This is a genomic window from Pantoea rwandensis, assembly GCF_000759475.1.
In the GTDB taxonomy this organism is placed as follows: Bacteria; Pseudomonadota; Gammaproteobacteria; order Enterobacterales; family Enterobacteriaceae; genus Pantoea; species Pantoea rwandensis_B.
In genome coordinates, this window is record NZ_CP009454.1 from 2,989,307 (window position 1) to 3,006,115 (window position 16,809).

The following is a 16,809-nucleotide window of genomic DNA, read 5'->3' on the forward strand; positions in this document are numbered from 1 at the left end:
CTACCTGCACTGCGGCTTTTTTTCCTGAAAAATGCGTAACCTGCCGTGAGTCGGATTTACCGGCTGCACATGGTAAGGTAGGGCAAATTTCAAACGGAGCTGTTGTATGTCTTATCGTCACCCGGTGTTGGCCGCTATTTTTGATATGGACGGATTGCTGATCGATTCTGAACCCCTGTGGGATCAGGCGGAACTGGATGTGTTTGCCAGTTTGGGGGTGGATATTACCCGCCGCCATGAACTGCCCGATACGCTGGGTTTGCGCATCGATCAAACCGTCCGTATGTGGTTTGAAGCCCTGCCGTGGAACGGCCCGGATCAGGCGGAAGTCACGCAACGTATCATTGCCCGCGCACTGGCATTGGTTGAGGAGACGCGTCCATTACTTCCCGGCGTTGAACAGGCATTGCAACTTTGCCAGCAGCAGGGATTGAAGATCGCCCTCGCCTCAGCGTCACCGCTGTTTATGCTGGAGCGCGTGCTGGAGATGTTCGACCTGCGCAAATACTTCGACGCCATTGCTTCAGCCGAAGCCCTGCCTTACAGCAAACCTCATCCACAGGTCTATCTGGATGCGGCGGCGAAGTTGGCGGTGGATCCGCTGAACTGTGTGACGCTGGAAGATTCGTTTAATGGCATGATCGCCACCAAAGCCGCGCGCATGCGTTCGATTGTGGTGCCTGCAGCCGAGTACGCGGATGATGCGCGTTGGGCGCTGGCCAATGTGAAGCTGGCGAATTTGACCGAGCTAAAAGCTGAGCATCTGTTCAATTAATTCTGATACGCCTGTGTCGGGCCAGGACGCAGCCCATCCACTCTCGTTGCCCACCTGTGGGCAACGCTTTCCATTGTTCCTCTGAATACTCACTACGGCAATAACCGCGCGTATTTGATCGCTCACACAAATAAATAAAACAACGTTTCATTTTTATTGAATTCACATCCCATCCTGCCTAAGATGCCCAAAGACCCACTTCGGGACACTTCCTTTAACTTTGAGAGGTCTGAGATGGACGTTCGTCAAAGCATTCATACTGAGCATGCAAAAAATCTGGACACCGCCGGATTACGTCGCGAATTTTTAATCGAGAAAATTTTTGCGGCCGACAATTACACCCTCACTTACAGCCACATTGATCGCATCATCATTGGGGGTGTTATGCCAATCCAGCAGTCGGTGACGATCGGCGAGGAAGTCGGCAAACAGCTGGGCGTCAGCTATTTTCTCGAACGCCGCGAACTGGGCGTGATCAACATTGGCGGACCGGGCTTGATTGACGTCGATGGCAAAACCTGGGAGGTCGGCCATCAGGAGGCGCTGTATGTTGGCCAGGGTGCCAAAAGCGTGGTTTTCCGCAGCAGCAACGCCAACCTTCCAGCGAAGTTTTACTACAACAGCGCACCCGCACATACCCGTTTTCCGGATAAAAAGATCACCCTGCAGGATGCAGTCAAAGCCACGTTAGGCGATGCTGCGACCTCAAACCGTCGCACCATTAATAAATTTATCGTGCCGGATGTGTTACCTACCTGCCAACTCACCATGGGACTCACGCGTCTTGATGACGGCAATCTGTGGAACACCATGCCGTGCCACACCCATGAACGTCGTATGGAAGTGTACTTTTACTTTGATATGGCAGATGATAGCGCCGTTTTCCACATGATGGGTCAGCCGCAGGAAACGCGACATTTACTGGTACACAACGAGCAGGCGGTGATTTCACCGAGCTGGTCAATCCATGCCGGTGTGGGCACACAGCGCTATACCTTTATCTGGGGCATGGTGGGCGAAAACCAGGTGTTCGATGACATGGATCACGTCAGCATCAGCGCGCTGCGCTAACAGGAGCGAAAGATGATCCTTAACGCATTTAATCTTGAAGGCAAAATCGCGCTGGTCACCGGCTGTAATACCGGTTTAGGTCAGGGGATGGCCTTAGGGTTGGCGCAAGCCGGCTGTGACATCATCGGCGTTAACCGTGCCGGTCCTGCCGATACCCAGGCTAAAGTTGAAGCCCTGGGCCGCCGCTTTTGGTCGATTCAGGCCGATTTGACTCAGCCGAAAGGGGTGCCGCAGATTGTTGAGCAAGCCGTGGCTCAGGCAGGACGTATCGATATTCTGGTGAATAACGCGGGCATCATCCGCCGTGAAGATGCGCTCAACTTCAGCGAGCAGGACTGGGACGATGTGATGAACATCAACAGCAAAAGCCTGTTCTTCCTGTCTCAGCAGGTGGCGCGTCAGTTTATCGCTCAGGGCAACGGCGGCAAAATTATTAATATCGCCTCAATGCTCTCCTTTCAGGGCGGCATCCGCGTGCCCTCTTACACGGCGTCAAAAAGCGCGGTGATGGGTTTAACGCGGCTGATGGCCAATGAGTGGGCGAAACACGGCATTAACGTGAATGCCATCGCTCCTGGCTACATGGCGACCAATAACACCGAACAACTGCGTAATGATGAGTCGCGCAATGAAGAGATCCTTGGGCGCATCCCTGCCGGACGCTGGGGTGTTCCGGATGACATGATGGGTCCGATCGTGTTTCTGGCTTCTGACGCTGCAGATTATGTGCACGGCTACACGCTGGCCGTTGATGGTGGATGGTTAGCACGCTAACCTGTTCTTTTCCCGCGTCATTATGACGCGGGAAAGCGAAAAATATTAACGCTTCGTTACAGCGTCACCGTTCTATTTCACTGGATAAATCCCTATACTGGATGCATCGACAGTTTTTGCAGCCAGGTTTCACCATGACGGCCGAAGGCCATATCATTTTTGCCATTGCCAGCGCGATTTTTGCTAAGCGTGCGGAGCTGACGCCAGTCATGGCCAGCGCCGACTGGTGGCATCTCGTGCCTGCTGCACTTCTGACCTGTCTGCTACCTGATATTGACCATCCTAAATCCGTGTTAGGCCAGCGCCTTAAATGGATCTCGCAACCTATCGCTCGCGCCTTTGGTCATCGTGGATTTACCCACAGTTTGCTGGCGGTGGCGGTCAGCCTGTGGCTATTCCAGATTAACGTCCCGGCGGACTGGTTCCTGCCTGCCGATGTCTTACAGGGGATGACGCTGGGCTATCTCAGTCACATCGTCGCCGACATGTTGACCCCCGCAGGCGTCCCCTTGCTGTGGCCGTGCCGCTGGCGTTTCCGTTTGCCGCTGCTCAACAGCCAAAAAGGTAATCAGCTGGAGCGCGCACTTTGCCTCGCATTGGTCGGATATGCACTGTGGTTTCCCGCTGGCATGCCCTCTTTTGGTGCCAACGGTTGGCCCGAGCAACTGTTTAATACGCTGCAAAATGGTGTCGGTCGGCTGGTTAATGGTCAAAACGGTCAATAATCAGGCAAATCAATCAATAAAGTTATAACCCATTCCTTTTGAGTATAAGCCTGCACTTTCCTGAACTGGTAACATTCCTGACATTCCCTGACGGGAACTTACTGTTTTCCGTGCCAGCCAAACGTGCTGCGCGGCACACCTCTGGAGTCGAGTATGGATTTTCCCCTCATTATTAATATCATCGCCTTTGTTGCGTTGCTGATTCTGTTGAATCGCATTGGCAACCAAAGCTGGAGCTTGTCGAAACGCGTGCTGACTGGCTTAGTGATTGGCGTGCTGTTCGGTCTGGCGCTGCAAACCATTTATGGCGAAAACAGCCCGGTGGTTAAGGATTCAATCAGCTGGTTCAACATTGTCGGCAACGGTTATGTCCAGTTGCTGCAGATGATTGTGATGCCGCTGGTGTTTGCGTCGATCCTGAGCGCTGTCGCGCGCCTGCATAATGCCTCTTCACTCGGCAAGATCAGCGTGCTGACCATTGGCGTATTGCTGTTCACCACCGCGATTTCCGCGCTGGTGGGTGTGATGGTCACCGGGCTGTTTGGCCTGAGCGCAGAAGGCCTGGTGCAGGGTGCTCAGGAAACCGCACGTTTGAGCGCGATCCAGAGCAACTATGTAGGCAAGGTCGCAGATCTCAGTACGCCGCAGCTGCTGCTCTCCTTTATCCCGAAAAATCCGTTTGCCGATATGGCGGGCGCTAACCCAACCTCGATCATCAGCGTGGTGATCTTCGCTGCCTTCCTCGGCGTGGCGGCATTGCAGCTGCTGAAGGATGACAAAGTCAAAGGCGAGCGCGTACTGGTGGCAATTGATACGCTGCAGTCCTGGGTGATGAAACTGGTGCGTTTGATCATGAAGCTGACGCCGTACGGTGTGCTGGCGCTGATGACCAAAGTGGTGGCGGGCTCTAACCTGCAGGATATCATCAAGCTGGGCGGTTTTGTGGTGGCCTCTTATCTCGGTCTGGCGATCATGTTTGGCGTGCACGCCCTGCTGCTGTCCGTGAACGGCATCAACCCGATGCGCTTCTTCCGCAAAGTATGGCCGGTGATCACCTTCGCTTTCACCAGCCGTTCCAGTGCGGCCAGCATTCCGCTGAACGTGGAAACGCAGACGCGCCGTCTTGGTGTGCCGGAATCGATTGCCAGCTTCTCGGCTTCCTTTGGTGCCACCATTGGTCAGAACGGTTGCGCCGGTTTGTACCCGACCATGCTGGCGGTGATGGTTGCACCAACGGTCGGCATTAACCCGTTTGATCCGATGTGGATTGCGACACTGGTCGGTATCGTTACGCTGAGCTCGGCCGGTGTTGCCGGTGTTGGCGGCGGTGCCACTTTCGCTGCGCTGATTGTGCTGCCAGCGATGGGCTTGCCAGTCACACTGGTTGCCCTGCTGATTTCCATCGAGCCGCTGATCGATATGGGCCGTACCGCATTGAACGTCAATGGTTCGATGACAGCAGGTTCACTCACCAGTCGCTGGCTCGGTTTGACCGATAAAAAAGTGCTGGAAAGCGACGAGCACGCTGAACTGGCGCATCGCTAATTCCGACGCAACAGAACAACGGCAGGCCTCATCGCCTGCCGTTTTTTTATGGCTGTAACTCCGCAATTCCCCCCGATCGTGGCGCTAGCGTCAGGAAAGCGTTAAGCATGGTAAACAGACGAAAAATCAGCCACTTTTCACTTGAGTTTTGTCATTAAAAGGCGAATTCTGCTATCAGTCATAGCAGGAGAATCACCGATGAAAAACGTTATCGCCTCGGTGCTGGCGTTAACCTTATTAACGCCAGCCATCAGTTTTGCCCACCCTTACGGCTGGAGCCCCGGCCCAGGTCCACATTGGGGTGGAGGTCCACATTGGGGAGGTGGCCCACGTTGGGGCGGCCCGGGTCCGTTGCGCTTCTTACCTGAAGCGGCTACTGCGGTACTGATTGGCGGTCTCACCTATTACATGCTGAATGGCAACTACTACCAGCGTCAGGGCGATACCTATGTCGTCGTTCAGGCGCCTGAAGCACCGCCAGAGGGCGGAATGCGCGTGCTGGATTTCAACGGAAAACGCTATTACGTGCAGGAAGGTCATTACTATCAGCGTGAGATGGGCGGCAATTATGTTGAAGTGCCCCGCCCGTACGGACTGTAAGTGTAAAACGAAAAAAGGCCCGTCATCGACGGGCCTTTTTGTATTCGGCAAGAATTACTGTGCAGCTTGCGGATCGGTATCGTAGTCTTTACAGCTCTGGAAGCCGTAGTTCATCACGCGGCCCACATCGTTGTAACTGACAAAGTAGGTCTGTGCTTTACCATCACGCTCGCCGAGCACGTAGGTCTGGCAAGTACCACGGGCATGTACCATGGTAATTTCAGTTGATGGCGCACCCGCAATCTGGCGTACCTGATCGCGCGTCATTCCTTTTTTCACATCTTTAACTACCGGCTTAGTCACATAGCTTTCGGCTTTGTCATAAGTCGTACAACCCGATAAGGCTACCAGCGTCATAGCGGCAGCGATACATCCCAGCACTTTATTCATCTTTATATTCCTCATACTTTGTCCATGTCACACTAAGCCTGGAACATAAATCCAGATTTATCAACTTAATGGCTTCGCTTTAAGCCCATTCTGAAGCGTTAGTTTTACGTAAAGTTGCTGTGTTGCCGCTTCACGCTTCGTATAATCTCCCGGCAAAAAAAATCTTAAGACATCAATAAAACAGAGGATCAATGACACCTGCACACTCTAATCGGCTGGTTTACGCCATTACGCTGGGCCTGCTCGCGGCACTTGGACCGCTCTGTATCGACCTGTACTTGCCTGCCTTACCTGAACTGGCGCGCGATCTGCATACCGAAACCGCCACCGCGCAGTTAAGTTTAACCGCAGGATTACTGGGCCTCGGCGCCGGACAATTGCTGTTTGGCCCGATGAGCGACAAGTTTGGCCGTATCCGCCCGTTGTTGCTGTCGCTGGTGCTGTTATTTATCGCGTCGATTGGCTGCGCGCTGGCAAAAGACATTCACTCTCTGTTGGTAGCACGTCTGTTTGAAGGTCTGGCGGGTGCAGGCGGCGCGGTGTTGTCACGCGCTATCGCACGCGATATGTACAGCGGCCATGAACTGACTCGCTTCTTTGCCCTGCTGATGCTGGTGAATGGCCTGGCGCCAATTGGTGCACCGGTGCTCGGCGGTGTGTTAATGACGGTGCTGAACTGGCGCGGCATTTTTGTGGTACTCGGTTGTATCGCTGTACTGCTGATCTTCCTCGCACGCTGGAAACTGCACGAAACGCTGCCCGCTGAACGTCGCAGCCAGGGCTCAATCTTTTCCGCCTGGGCAGCACTCGGCCAGGTGATCACTCATCGTCCCTTCATGGGCTTCTGTCTGACGCAGGGTTTTATGATGTCCGGCATGTTTGCCTATATCGGCGCTTCCCCATTTGTGTTACAGCAAATCTACGGCCTGTCACCCCAGGCGTTTAGCTTTTGTTTTGCTGCCAATGGATTCGGCCTGATTATTGCATCTCAAACCAGTGCACGTTTGTGCCCACTGTGGGGAGAATATCGCGTGCTAAAAGGCGGGCTGACGCTGGCATTCGTGGCGTCGAGCTGTCTGTTATTAGCGGGTCTGACCGGGGCACCGCTGCCGGTGATCCTGCTGGCACTGTTCTTCACCATTGCCAGTAACGGTGTCATTGCGACGACGGCTTCGTCTCTGGCGATGCAGAGTCAGGGGCATCGTGCAGGCAGTGCCTCAGCGGTGATTGGTGTCACCATGTTCACGTTAGGTGCCATTAGCGTGCCCGTAACCGGTTTGGGCGGCACCTCAGTATCGAGCATGACGGGCACTATCTTTGGCTGCTTTATGCTGGCAATTTTGATGTTCATACTGTTGGCACAAAAACCGAAAAGCGCCTGAAAAGCCTGCAAATAAGTGCGACAACAAGCCATGCGGCTTGTTGTTTGCCAACGGAGGCGTTAGCTTTAGCAGATGATTCGTATTGTGCCGTCAGGCTACTGACTTGAGGAGAGGTTCATGTCACTGCAGCAGGAAATCATTGAAGCGTTGGGTGTTAAACCCGTTATCGATCCGCAACAGGAAGTCCGCGTCAGCGTCGATTTTCTGAAATCCTACCTGAAAGCCAATCCATTCCTGAAAACGCTGGTGCTCGGCATTAGCGGCGGACAGGACTCCACGCTAACTGGCATCCTGTCTCAAACCGCCATTCGCGAGTTGCGAGAAGAGACCGGCGATAAGGACTACACCTTTATCGCGGTACGTCTGCCGTATGGCGTGCAGGCCGATGAGCAGGATTGTCAGGATGCGCTGGCGTTTATCCAGCCGGATCGCACGTTAGTGGTCAATATCAAAGAAGCGATTCTCGCCAGTGAGCGCGCGTTGAAAGATGCGGGCATCGCAGTCTCCGATTTCGTACGCGGCAACGAAAAAGCCCGCGAGCGTATGAAGGCGCAATACAGCATCGCCGGTATGACCAAAGGCGTGGTGGTAGGCACCGATCATGCAGCCGAGGCCGTGACCGGCTTCTTTACCAAATACGGTGACGGTGGCAGCGATATCAACCCGATTTTCCGCCTGCACAAAGGCCAGGGTAAACAGCTGTTAAAAACGCTGGGCTGCCCGGAACACTTGTATCTGAAACACCCGACGGCCGATCTGGAAGACGATCGTCCTGGCTTGCAGGATGAAGTGGCGCTTGGCGTGACCTATCAGCAGATTGACGCTTATCTGGAAGGCAAAACCATTGATGCCGCCGCTGCCAAGACCATTGAAGGCTGGTATCTGAAAACCGAACACAAACGTCGTCCGCCGATCACCGTGTTCGACGACTTCTGGAAAAAGTAACCGCTCTGCGTTTCCCGCCGCTGTTGCGGGAAACGCCCTCCTTCTGCCGCGGACTGGCGAGAAAAGCATCACGCTGATATACTGGACAGACAACCAGTAATCGGAGTGTGTTTTGGTCAGACGTGTAGCCAGCCACCGCCTCGAATTTGATGCGGCCGCGATTTATCAATATCCCGAACATTTACGACAATGGCTGGAAGGATTACCGAATCAGCCAGGCGTGTATACCTTTCACGGTGAGAGCGACAGCCTGCCACTGTATATCGGCAAAAGCGTCAACCTGCGCAGCCGGGTGATGTCGCATTTTCGCACGCCGGATGAAGCCAACATATTGCGTCAGGCGCGGCGTGTGACCTGGATCCCTACCGCGGGCGATCTTGGCGCGCAACTGCTGGAAGCGCAGATGATTAAAACGCAGCAGCCGCTGTTTAATAAGCGCCTGCGCAAAAATCGTCAGCTCTGTTCGTTGCAGCTTGGCGATGGCGCTCCGCAGGTGGTTTACGCCAAAGATCTCGACTTCTCCTGCTCCCCCAACCTCTACGGTTTGTTTCGCAGTCGTTTTGCGGCCATGGAAAAACTCAAGGCGATTGCCGATGAACAACGCCTGTGCCATGGATTACTGGGATTAGAGCGCTTATCACCGGGACGCGGCTGTTTTCGCGCCGCGCTAAAACGCTGCGCCGGGGCGTGCTGCGGTACCGAATCCGTTGAAGCCCATCAGCAACGTTTGCATCAGGCACTGGAACAGATGCGTGTGGTGTGCTGGCCGTGGCAAGGTCCGGTTGGCATGGTAGAAGTGGGAGCAGAGATGACACAGATTCACGTCATCGATCACTGGTTCTGGCTCGGTTCGGTCACCACCGAAGCGGAAGCCCGCCAGCTACAGCGCGCACGTCAGGGCTTTGATCATGACGGCTATAAAATTTTGTGTCGCCCGCTGTTGTCCGGGGTTTTCCCGCTGATCGAACTCTAAAACAAAACCGCCGACGCTGCCCAAAGCATCAGATGCAGTGGACAACGTCGGCGGTCTCAAACCGATAAGCTAAACGGCTTATTCACCATCAGCCGGCGGTGGCGGCATTTTACCGTCATGCGGGCCTTTCTCTGTCAGACGTTTCTCAAAGTTGGCGTTGTACTGTTTTTTCTGTTCAGGTGTCAGCACGTTGTAAATCTTGTTCTGCGTTTCCATCATGCTCACCGCACGATCTTTCGCGTTGGCGGTCATTTTCTCAGCCTGCGCTTCGGCTTTCGCTTTATCGAAAGTATCTGAAGCGATGATGCTGTGGTTAGCACGACGCTCTTCCAGAGATGGACGTTTCATCTCTTTATGGCTGTCACGCATGATGGTTTTGATCTGCGCTTTCTGCGCATCCGTCAGATTCAGGCCTTTGAACATCATCTCCATACCGTGATGACGCATTGGCGGCTTGTGCATCGGTTTTTCGCTACCTGCTGGCGGTGGTGTCAGATTGTCCGCTGCAGCGTGGACGATGTTGGCAGCACCAAGAGCCATTGCAGTAGCCAGGAACAGGGAAGTGAGTTTACGCATAATATTTTTCCTTACTATTCAGTTTCATGACGACAAGGTGTGTCGCGTCTTCGGAAACAAGCATACGACGCCAAACGTCAACTACTCAGAGTCTGAGTAAAGCCCTGAAAGCATAAAAGACAGTAATCAGGCAATCATGGAGAGAAAGAGAAGAAATGCGTGAGGAATTGCAAAAGAGTATGACAATCAAAGGGAAATGCGCAGGAATTAAGGAGGAGTGTAACGGTATTGTCGGATTTGCGGAAGGGAAAAATGGGTGAATTTTCTTCACCCACCTTATTTATAACGTCAGTGCCTGCGTCTGCTCGTTCTCTTCCACCAGCATCAGGCCAGCACGTAGTCCCGCAGCAACATTTGGATTGGGAAACAGCACATATTCACGCGCCTGTTGTACGTAGTAGCGCGTCTCCCCCTCTTCTGCCAGCAACGTGCCCTGCGGGAATGCCGTAAAGTTCAGCGTTTCTGGCCCCATGTGCAACACAAACGCGTCACCGTGACGGGTAATCTGCTGCGCCACACGATAATGCCGCGGCTGTTCCCGCACTTCTGGCAGTGGCTCGCCATACAACAATGCCGCCAGCGCCTGCTGCACCGCCGAGAACTGGCTGAGATCATTTTCTCCAAACGGCAGGGCTTTACCCAGCTCCAGCGTACAGCTGGCCGCATCATGATGTTCACAGCTGTAGTGGGTAAAGGTGCCGCCAGGGGAACGATGAAACACCAGCGCTTCCAGCTCTGCCGCCGCCAGCCAGTGCAGAAAGTCGTGCGGCCACGGTTGAGGATTCAAGGGCATCACGCCAAAGCGCGCATGGTACGAGCCACGAATCGCGGTATGCAGATCGAGATGCCAGCGCACTTCATGATCGCGACACTCGCGCCAGAACTGTTCAAGCGCCTGTTCCAGTCGCAACGTGCGCTGAGCTTCAGGCAAATCGGACACCTTCTGCCAGCGCCCACCGAACAAGCGGTTAATATCATATTGTTGATAACGCTTGCCGCTGCGTAGCGCATCGGGATTACCCAATATCACCAGCAACCGCACCGCTAACGGCTGATCTCCGCGCAGCAGTGGCGTCAACAACATGTTAAGAATCTCAACCGGGGCCGTTTCGTTGCCGTGCACGCCCGCTGACAGCACCAGCGCCTGATGCGTCGGTGCATGGGGTGTCAGGGATAGAATGCCCTCATCGTGCCACTGCCACTGTAAATGGGCATTGCTGCCCTGCCGCTGCTGGGGCGGCTTACCTGACAGGGTTTGTTGTAGAAAATCCTGCATGTACACTCCTTTTCAACTCAGAAGCTTCACTTACCCTCTGAGGTTAACGCTGAAATGCGTAGACACTGCCTAAGTCTAGCAGCTGCGTCAGCTCATCCAGCGCGGTGCGTCCTTCACGCAGTAACTGTGGATCGGCCAAATCGGCTTGGGTCAGGCGATCACGGTAGTGGCGATCGACCCAACTGTTCAGAGTGGTGAATAGGCGATCGTTCATTAGTACCGCTGGATTGAGGGCCTGACGCTCTGCTTCATTGAGCACCACCCGCAAACGCAGACAGGCTGGCCCACCGCCATTGCACATACTCTCACGCAGATCGAACACCGTGAGCTCACGAATCGGTCCGCCGCTCTCCACCAGCTCACTCAAATAGCGCCACACGCCCGCATGCTGGCGTGACTCTTCGGGCAGTACCAGTCGCATCCCACCTTCAGGATGCTGCAACAGCTGGCTGTTAAACAGATAGGTATTCACCGCGTCGGCCACTGACACTTTATCACGCGGCACCACAATCGGCTGGAAGCCGGGCACGCGCGCAGCCAGCTGTTGTAATAACGCCGGCTGATCGACAAACGCCTCCTCATGGCAGAACAGCACCTGCTGGTTGCTGACGGCGATGACATCGTTGTGGAATACGCCCTGATCGATCACCAGCGGGTTTTGCTGAGCAAACAGCGTGCGATCGTCGTCGAGCTGATGCAGGCGCGCCACCGCGGCACTGGCTTCCCGCGTCTGACGTGCCGGATAACGTGCTGGTGCAGCGCCCTGCTGTTGTCCATCACGACCATAAACAAACAGCTGAACACCCGCATCGCCGTACTCCGTACCAAAGCGGTTATGGTTGGCGGCACCTTCATCGCCAAACAGCGCCACCTGCGGCAAAGCATCATGCACGCTGAAATGTTGCGGATCGCGGAAAATGGCGCGCAGCAAGTCGGCCGTTTCCGGCGCTTCGATGGCGCGGTGGAATTTATTGTTAAGGTTAGCCACGGTAAAGTGCACGCGACCATCGGCACTGTCGGCTGAAGGCGAAACGGTGGCAGCATTCGCCACCCACATTGCCGAGGCAGAACTGGCCGCAGACAACAATTGCGGTGCCTGCCGGGCGGCTTTCTCCAGCACCTGTTCGTCAGTGCCAGCAAAACCCAACTGGCGCAGCAGCGGGATATTCGGCCGCTCATGCGGCGGAATCACCCCTTGCACATAGCCCATGTCCGCCAGCGCTTTCATTTTCAACAGGCCCTGTTTCGCCGCCAGACGTGGGTTAGAAGGCTGCAGCTGATTACGCGTTGAGGCTTCATTACCAAATGAGAGCCCGGCGTAATGGTGCGTCAGGCCGACCAGACCGTCAAAATTGGCTTCAAACGCTTTCATTATTCAGCTCCTTCCGCGGAGAAATCCAGTCCCGGCGATAAGCTGCCCGGTAAGGCCAGGCTCGGGCTCTCCAAAGAAGCCATCGGCCACGCGCAGTAATCTGCGGCATACCATGCACTGGCGCGATGATTACCGGACGCACCTACACCGCCAAACGGCGCTGAGCTGGCGGCACCGGTTAACGGTTTGTTCCAGTTAACAATCCCGGCACGCGCTTCCAGTAGCAGTTGGTCAAACTGCGCACGCTGCGGAGAAATCAAACCGCAGGAGAGGCCATAGCGCGTCTGGTTGGCGAGGCGAATCGCCTGATCGTACTCATCGTAGCGGATGACCTGCAGCAGCGGACCAAACACCTCTTCGTCGGGCAGTTTCGCCACGTCCGTCATCTCAATGATACCGGGAGTGATAATGGCGCTGTCGCGATCCGGCCAGTGCATCGCCAGCAACACCTTGCCGCCCAGATCGATACGCTGCTGCCAGGCGGCGTAAATATGTCCGGCGGCGGCAGGTGAAATCACGCTACCCATAAAGGGCTGCGGTTCGGCATTCCAGGCGGCAGGCTGCAGACGAGCGGTCACTTCCACCAAACGCTGCAGGAAGGCATCGCCTGCTGCTCCGCGTTTCACCAGCAGACGACGCGCACAGGTGCAGCGCTGCCCGGCTGTAATAAAGGCAGACTGAATCGCGATGTGCACTGCGCCATCAAGGTCTGAGGGGTCCTCGACGATCAGCGCATTGTTACCGCCCATCTCCAGCGCCAGCATTTTCTCAGGCTGACCGGCAAACTGGCGATGCAGGTGATAGCCTGTTGCGGCACTGCCGGTAAACAGCAAGCCATCGATTTGTGGCTCATGCGCCAGTGCCTGGCCGGTTTCGCGCGCGCCCTGCAATAGCGCGATCACACCCGCTGGCAGCCCCGCTTGCTCCCACAGCTCTACGGTTTTTTCCGCCGTCATCGGCGTAAGCTCACTCGGTTTGAACACGACACAGTTGCCCGCCAGCAGCGCGGGAACGATATGTCCGTTCGGCAGATGGCCAGGAAAATTGTAGGGACCAAACACCGCGAGTACGCCATGCGGGCGATGGCGCAACGAACTTTCACCCTCGGCCTGTTCTCCGGTACGCGTGTGGTAGGCTTTTACCGAGATGGCGATTTTATTGATCATCGCCTGCACTTCGGTCAGGGTTTCCCAGCGCGGTTTACCGGTTTCTTTGGCGATAGTTTCTGCCAGTGCGGTTTTGTGGTTCTCGAGTAATTTGGCAAAGGCTTCCACTACCGCCTGACGTTCCGCGAAAGGCTTGCGTGCCCAGGCGGGAAAGGCCGCGCGCGCCGCCTTGCAAGCTGCCGCCACCTGTGCACCGGTCGCTGCCCGTCCCTGCCATAACGTTTCACCGTTCACCGGGTTTTGTTTGGTTAACGCTTCAGCGCCGCCCGTCAGCCATTGACCATTAATGAAGTGCGTCATGCTTTTTTCTCCTCGCGGCACAGCGTGACCACACGCAATGCATCGCCATAATCGCAGCGCAACGCCGTGCGCTGATGCTCATTGATACGGACTTTTCCGCTCGCCATATCGACGGGCAGCAGCGCCACGCGGAAATGCTGGTAATCACCGTTGGCGACCAGGCACAGCGGCCAGCTGTCATCGGCTTCCCCGGCTTCGGCCTGAAGCAGGTGACTTTTACGGATGGCGCGAATGCGATCAATCTCGCACTCCAGCGTTGGGCCGCCGTCAAAGATGTCGACGTAATTGAGATAACGAAACCCTTCCGCTTCCAGCACGGCGCGCGCGGGTGCCGTTTTCGGATGCACTTCGCCAATCACTTTCTGCGCCGCTTCACTGAGATAATGGATATACAGCGGATGTTTTGGCATCAGCTCAGCAATAAAGGCTTTCTGCCCGGTGCCGCTGAGGAAATCGGCTTCACGAAACTCCATGGAGAAGAAACGGCTGCCGACACTGTCCCAGAACGGGGAATGACCTGTGTCATCACTGACACCGCGCATCTCAGCCACCACGTGCTTCATAAAACGATCGCGGAAATTAGCCATAAACAGGAAGCGGGATTTCGACAGCAGATGGCCATTTTTTCCATCGCGATAATCGGGATCGAGGAACAGCGTGCACAGCTCGCTGCTGCCGGTGTGATCGTTACTCAACGACAGCGTTGGCAAGCTGGCGTAGACGTTTAACTCTTTCGAGGCGTGTACCTGCGTGCCCACCCGGAAGTTGTACCACGGGTCTTGCAGGCCCACGGCCACTTCAATGGCACAGATCCCAACAGCACGATTGTCTGCGCTATCGGCCAGTACAAACACATAGCCTTGTTCAGCACGCGAGAGCGCGCCCTGCCAGGTGAGCAGAGAACGCTCAATACGCGCTTTCAGTGTATCGCTATCGGCGGGCAGCGAGGTTAAGCCGCCCCCGGTTTTGCCCGCCAGCGACAGCAACTGCGCAAGGTCGTCACGTTCGACGGGGCGAATCACCATCATGATGCAGCTCCTTTGAGCACGCGAGCACAGGCACGTTCAAAGCGCGCCAGTCCCTCTTTCACTTCCGCTTCACTGATATTGAGCGCGGGCGCGAAACGCACCACGTTAGCACCGGCAATCAGCACCATGACGCCCTCTTCCGCCGCCGCCAGGTTGAACTGCTTCGCTTTCCCGGCAAAATCTTCATTCAGCACGGCTCCAATCAACAGCCCAAGACCGCGAACTTCTTTTAAGATCGGCAGGCGCTGGTTCATCTCTTGTAATGCCGCGACAAACCACTGATGGCGCTCTGTGACACCCGCTATAAAGTCGGGTTGGTTAATCAACTCCATCACTTTACCGGCGACGGCACCTGCCAGCGGGTTACCGCCGTAGGTGGTGCCATGGGTGCCCACGCCCATCACCAGCGCCAGATCTTCACGTGTCAGCATCGCGCCGATCGGGAAGCCACCACCCAGCGCTTTGGCGGTGGTCAGCACGTCAGGCGTCACGCCATAGTGCATGTAGGCATACAGTGAACCGGTACGCCCCACGCCGCTCTGCACTTCATCGAATATCAACGTCGCCTGATGTTTGTCGCACAGTTCACGCAGGCCGCGCAGGAAAGCCGGATCGGCCGGTACAACACCGCCCTCACCCTGAATCGGTTCAACAATCACGGCACAGGTTTGGTCATTGATCAGTGCTGCGGCAGAGGCCAAATCGTTGAAGCTGGCATGTTCAATCGCCGGGGGTAACGGCGCAAAATCACGTGAATAAGCCGGTTGACCACCCGCTGAAACAGTAAATAGCGTGCGTCCGTGGAAAGCATTATTGAAGGCCACGATGCCATTTTTCTCGGCGCCAAAACGATCGTGCGCGACTTTACGCGCCAGTTTCAGTGCTGCCTCATTAGCCTCTGCCCCGGAGTTACAGAAGAACACGCGATCGGCAAAGGTGGCGTCAATGAGCTGTTTAGCCAGGCGTAAAATAGGTTCGTTGGTATAGCCATTGCCGGTGTGCCATAGCTTACCGGCCTGCTCTGTCAGAGCCTGTTGCAAAGCGGGATGCGCATGTCCCAATGCATTAACCGCGATGCCACCTGCAAAGTCGATGTAATCCTTACCTTGCTGATCCCAGAGCGTTGAGCCTTCAGCACGCACCGGTACAAAAGCTGCGGGGGCATATACCGGCATCATCCATTGATCAAAATCGTGACGTGAAACCTGCAGTGACATAGCCATTTCTCCTGCTCCAGCTAAGTGAAGCTATTGTTTTAAAATTGTTAAAATCCGTTGTGTCGCAGCACTACTGTAGAGTGCAGTAAGCGTGCCAGCTAGCGGAAAAAATGCATAAATGGGTTTGAGCAACGCAATATCAATGAGTTAGATTAGGTCACTATTCACATTAACTGCATAAAAAGTGAATATCAGTCTGATGGAGAGAGGAGAGCAGCTATTTATTTAGCAGATTTATGCATTCACAAAATGAAATAGCGCTTTTGTGATCGCACAGCTAATATTTCGCCAAAAAGTCGCGGCGTCCGCCCTGTTTTAGGGCAACTTGTGCATTTATGGTGCGCGGATGTGCAGGAAATGTGCATCCAAATCGGCAAGTAGAGGTGGCACTCACTCGCTCCTGTTTAACAATCTCTTTGCATATTTGGCTGCATTTTGAACAACGCCTTAATTAAACGTAAGTTAAACGACGTTTAGTGACTAAGGTTATTATCATTGCAGAAATAAAAAGACACAAAGAGATTAACCAGATAATTACCATGCTAATGATTAGGTGGTTTTATATATTTTTTATTGAACAATAATGCATAGGCTTGTGCTATTTAACCATCATAGAAACAGGGTGATTTACTTTTCTTTAATTTTATTAATACCAATATAAAACAATGAGTTATCTATTTATATTGATGCGATA

Annotated in this window: 16 protein-coding genes; 9 read left to right on the plus strand and 7 right to left on the minus strand. The window is 54.6% G+C overall.

The window, feature by feature from the left end:
- Positions 1-106 precede the first annotated feature (106 nt).
- The 6 genes from hxpB (at position 107) to LH22_RS13635 (ending at position 5,490) form a co-directional block, all read left to right on the plus strand.
- Complete coding sequence (hxpB, locus tag LH22_RS13610; RefSeq protein ID WP_038647348.1) at positions 107-775, plus strand: hexitol phosphatase HxpB; 669 nt, start codon at positions 107-109, stop codon at positions 773-775.
- A gap of 234 nt (positions 776-1,009) precedes the next feature.
- On the plus strand, positions 1,010-1,846 hold the full coding sequence (kduI, locus tag LH22_RS13615; RefSeq protein ID WP_038647350.1) for a 5-dehydro-4-deoxy-D-glucuronate isomerase: 837 nt from the start codon (positions 1,010-1,012) through the stop codon (positions 1,844-1,846).
- 12 nt (positions 1,847-1,858) lie between these two features.
- Positions 1,859-2,620 carry a 2-dehydro-3-deoxy-D-gluconate 5-dehydrogenase KduD gene (kduD, locus tag LH22_RS13620; RefSeq protein WP_038647352.1) on the plus strand — a complete coding sequence of 254 codons (762 nt, stop codon included), beginning with the start codon at positions 1,859-1,861 and terminating at the stop codon, positions 2,618-2,620.
- Between the two features lie 134 nt (positions 2,621-2,754).
- Complete coding sequence (locus LH22_RS13625; protein ID WP_038650160.1) at positions 2,755-3,345, plus strand: metal-dependent hydrolase; 591 nt, start codon at positions 2,755-2,757, stop codon at positions 3,343-3,345.
- Positions 3,346-3,498: 153 nt separating this feature from the next.
- Positions 3,499-4,890, plus strand: a complete 1,392-nt coding sequence (locus LH22_RS13630) for an L-cystine transporter (RefSeq protein WP_038647354.1) — start codon at positions 3,499-3,501, stop codon at positions 4,888-4,890.
- 198 nt (positions 4,891-5,088) lie between these two features.
- The gene (locus LH22_RS13635) at positions 5,089-5,490 is read left to right on the plus strand and encodes a DUF6515 family protein (protein ID WP_038647356.1); all 402 of its coding nucleotides are present in this window, start codon (positions 5,089-5,091) and stop codon (positions 5,488-5,490) included.
- 54 nt (positions 5,491-5,544) lie between these two features.
- Here the strand turns inward: LH22_RS13635 and osmE are convergent, their stop codons facing one another.
- Positions 5,545-5,880: an osmotically-inducible lipoprotein OsmE gene (gene osmE / locus LH22_RS13640; RefSeq protein WP_038647358.1), complete on the minus strand. Its 336-nt coding sequence runs from the start codon at positions 5,878-5,880 to the stop codon at positions 5,545-5,547.
- A gap of 191 nt (positions 5,881-6,071) precedes the next feature.
- Between osmE and LH22_RS13645 the strand changes: the two genes are divergently transcribed.
- The 3 genes from LH22_RS13645 to cho all read left to right on the plus strand — a co-directional run bounded on the left by LH22_RS13645 (position 6,072) and on the right by cho (position 9,180).
- Positions 6,072-7,262 (plus strand): multidrug effflux MFS transporter, encoded by a 1,191-nt coding sequence (locus LH22_RS13645; RefSeq protein WP_038647360.1) that lies wholly within the window; start codon positions 6,072-6,074, stop codon positions 7,260-7,262.
- A gap of 117 nt (positions 7,263-7,379) precedes the next feature.
- The gene (gene nadE / locus LH22_RS13650) at positions 7,380-8,207 is read left to right on the plus strand and encodes an ammonia-dependent NAD(+) synthetase (protein WP_038647362.1); all 828 of its coding nucleotides are present in this window, start codon (positions 7,380-7,382) and stop codon (positions 8,205-8,207) included.
- Between the two features lie 112 nt (positions 8,208-8,319).
- Positions 8,320-9,180: an excinuclease Cho gene (gene cho / locus LH22_RS13655; protein ID WP_038647364.1), complete on the plus strand. Its 861-nt coding sequence runs from the start codon at positions 8,320-8,322 to the stop codon at positions 9,178-9,180.
- Between the two features lie 78 nt (positions 9,181-9,258).
- Here the strand turns inward: cho and spy are convergent, their stop codons facing one another.
- The 6 genes from spy to LH22_RS13685 all read right to left on the minus strand — a co-directional run bounded on the left by spy (position 9,259) and on the right by LH22_RS13685 (position 16,115).
- Positions 9,259-9,756 carry an ATP-independent periplasmic protein-refolding chaperone Spy gene (gene spy / locus LH22_RS13660; protein WP_038647366.1) on the minus strand — a complete coding sequence of 166 codons (498 nt, stop codon included), beginning with the start codon at positions 9,754-9,756 and terminating at the stop codon, positions 9,259-9,261.
- A 280-nt stretch (positions 9,757-10,036) separates the two neighbouring features.
- A complete protein-coding gene (gene astE, locus LH22_RS13665; RefSeq protein WP_038647368.1) occupies positions 10,037-11,032 on the minus strand; it encodes a succinylglutamate desuccinylase in 996 nt (331 codons plus the stop codon).
- 43 nt (positions 11,033-11,075) lie between these two features.
- The gene (astB, locus tag LH22_RS13670; protein ID WP_038647370.1) at positions 11,076-12,404 is read right to left on the minus strand and encodes an N-succinylarginine dihydrolase; all 1,329 of its coding nucleotides are present in this window, start codon (positions 12,402-12,404) and stop codon (positions 11,076-11,078) included.
- Positions 12,404-13,870 (minus strand): succinylglutamate-semialdehyde dehydrogenase, encoded by a 1,467-nt coding sequence (gene astD, locus LH22_RS13675; RefSeq protein WP_038647372.1) that lies wholly within the window; start codon positions 13,868-13,870, stop codon positions 12,404-12,406. The genes astB and astD overlap by 1 nt, the downstream gene beginning before the upstream one ends.
- Positions 13,867-14,898 (minus strand): arginine N-succinyltransferase, encoded by a 1,032-nt coding sequence (astA, locus tag LH22_RS13680; protein WP_038647374.1) that lies wholly within the window; start codon positions 14,896-14,898, stop codon positions 13,867-13,869. Before astA ends, astD begins: the two co-directional genes overlap by 4 nt.
- Positions 14,895-16,115 (minus strand): aspartate aminotransferase family protein, encoded by a 1,221-nt coding sequence (locus LH22_RS13685; RefSeq protein WP_038647377.1) that lies wholly within the window; start codon positions 16,113-16,115, stop codon positions 14,895-14,897. Before LH22_RS13685 ends, astA begins: the two co-directional genes overlap by 4 nt.
- Positions 16,116-16,809: the final 694 nt, after the last annotated feature.

What these genes read in the sequence shown, in the direction of transcription:
- hxpB (WP_038647348.1), top strand. Translation starts at nt 107, where the DNA reads ATGTCTTATCGTCACCCGGTGTTGGCCGCTATTTTTGATATGGACGGA.
- kduI (WP_038647350.1), top strand. Translation starts at nt 1,010, where the DNA reads ATGGACGTTCGTCAAAGCATTCATACTGAGCATGCAAAAAATCTGGAC.
- kduD (WP_038647352.1), top strand. Translation starts at nt 1,859, where the DNA reads ATGATCCTTAACGCATTTAATCTTGAAGGCAAAATCGCGCTGGTCACC.
- LH22_RS13625 (WP_038650160.1), top strand. Translation starts at nt 2,755, where the DNA reads ATGACGGCCGAAGGCCATATCATTTTTGCCATTGCCAGCGCGATTTTT.
- LH22_RS13630 (WP_038647354.1), top strand. Translation starts at nt 3,499, where the DNA reads ATGGATTTTCCCCTCATTATTAATATCATCGCCTTTGTTGCGTTGCTG.
- LH22_RS13635 (WP_038647356.1), top strand. Translation starts at nt 5,089, where the DNA reads ATGAAAAACGTTATCGCCTCGGTGCTGGCGTTAACCTTATTAACGCCA.
- osmE (WP_038647358.1), bottom strand. Translation starts at nt 5,880, where the DNA reads ATGAATAAAGTGCTGGGATGTATCGCTGCCGCTATGACGCTGGTAGCC.
- LH22_RS13645 (WP_038647360.1), top strand. Translation starts at nt 6,072, where the DNA reads ATGACACCTGCACACTCTAATCGGCTGGTTTACGCCATTACGCTGGGC.
- nadE (WP_038647362.1), top strand. Translation starts at nt 7,380, where the DNA reads ATGTCACTGCAGCAGGAAATCATTGAAGCGTTGGGTGTTAAACCCGTT.
- spy (WP_038647366.1), bottom strand. Translation starts at nt 9,756, where the DNA reads ATGCGTAAACTCACTTCCCTGTTCCTGGCTACTGCAATGGCTCTTGGT.
- astE (WP_038647368.1), bottom strand. Translation starts at nt 11,032, where the DNA reads ATGCAGGATTTTCTACAACAAACCCTGTCAGGTAAGCCGCCCCAGCAG.
- astB (WP_038647370.1), bottom strand. Translation starts at nt 12,404, where the DNA reads ATGAAAGCGTTTGAAGCCAATTTTGACGGTCTGGTCGGCCTGACGCAC.
- astD (WP_038647372.1), bottom strand. Translation starts at nt 13,870, where the DNA reads ATGACGCACTTCATTAATGGTCAATGGCTGACGGGCGGCGCTGAAGCG.
- astA (WP_038647374.1), bottom strand. Translation starts at nt 14,898, where the DNA reads ATGATGGTGATTCGCCCCGTCGAACGTGACGACCTTGCGCAGTTGCTG.
- LH22_RS13685 (WP_038647377.1), bottom strand. Translation starts at nt 16,115, where the DNA reads ATGTCACTGCAGGTTTCACGTCACGATTTTGATCAATGGATGATGCCG.